Source organism: Vibrio sp. 2130-1, assembly GCF_033339515.1.
The window spans coordinates 1-676 of sequence record NZ_JAWOUT010000319.1 but is presented as its reverse complement, the minus strand read 5'-3'; the positions used below and the strand labels follow the sequence as shown (position 1 = coordinate 676).

Sequence of the window (676 nt, the reverse complement as noted above, 5' to 3'; positions counted from 1 at the left end):
AAGAAGTTCTTCTATCGTATTGTGCCCTGCATCTTCAACGACTTCACTCAGATCTAAGGTGTCCAAATCTCTCTCAAAACCTCTAATTAGATCTGTTCCTGTATCCAAGGAGTCGTTGACCCATTTAAAGACATCTGCCTCGTTATCATTGCCGATCAAGATGTCATGACTTACATCTACTTCAGCTTCAATAATATTTGCAGAGCCATTACTTGAAGCATTTACTCCTCCGTTTTCATCAATAATGAATTGCAGGGTATTCTCACTTTGATCGCCATCGTTATCCGTCAATACATAATCGAAGTCTAACGTTTCAACTGTATCACCCACCGCACCATAAAATGCATACGCACCGTCGTTTAAGTCGATTTCCAGAGTATGTTTGCTGTCGATATAGATAGTAAGCTGCATCGTTGTGTCGTCAAATGCATGCGAAATACCATCGTTATTGTCAGTAACTATTAGGTCTGTACCATCAAACGAATAAGTGACACCGTCATGTTCTATTTCGCTAATATAACCACCATCTGCACCAATACCTGTATCTGGAGAAGTGGTATACATCAAGTTCCCCCCAACAGGTTGAATCACTGACTGCAACATAACCGGAGGTAATTGAGTTACGTCAGGAACCACAACACCATCAAGATCTTGATTCAAGAAGCCATCATATGCT

1 protein-coding gene is annotated in these 676 nt (G+C 40.8%); it reads right to left on the bottom strand.

What is annotated here, in order from left to right; translation table 11 throughout:
• Nucleotides 1-676, bottom strand: a 676-nt coding sequence (locus R7Q09_RS25970) for a M10 family metallopeptidase C-terminal domain-containing protein (protein WP_318143923.1), incomplete at both ends; no start/stop codon positions are given.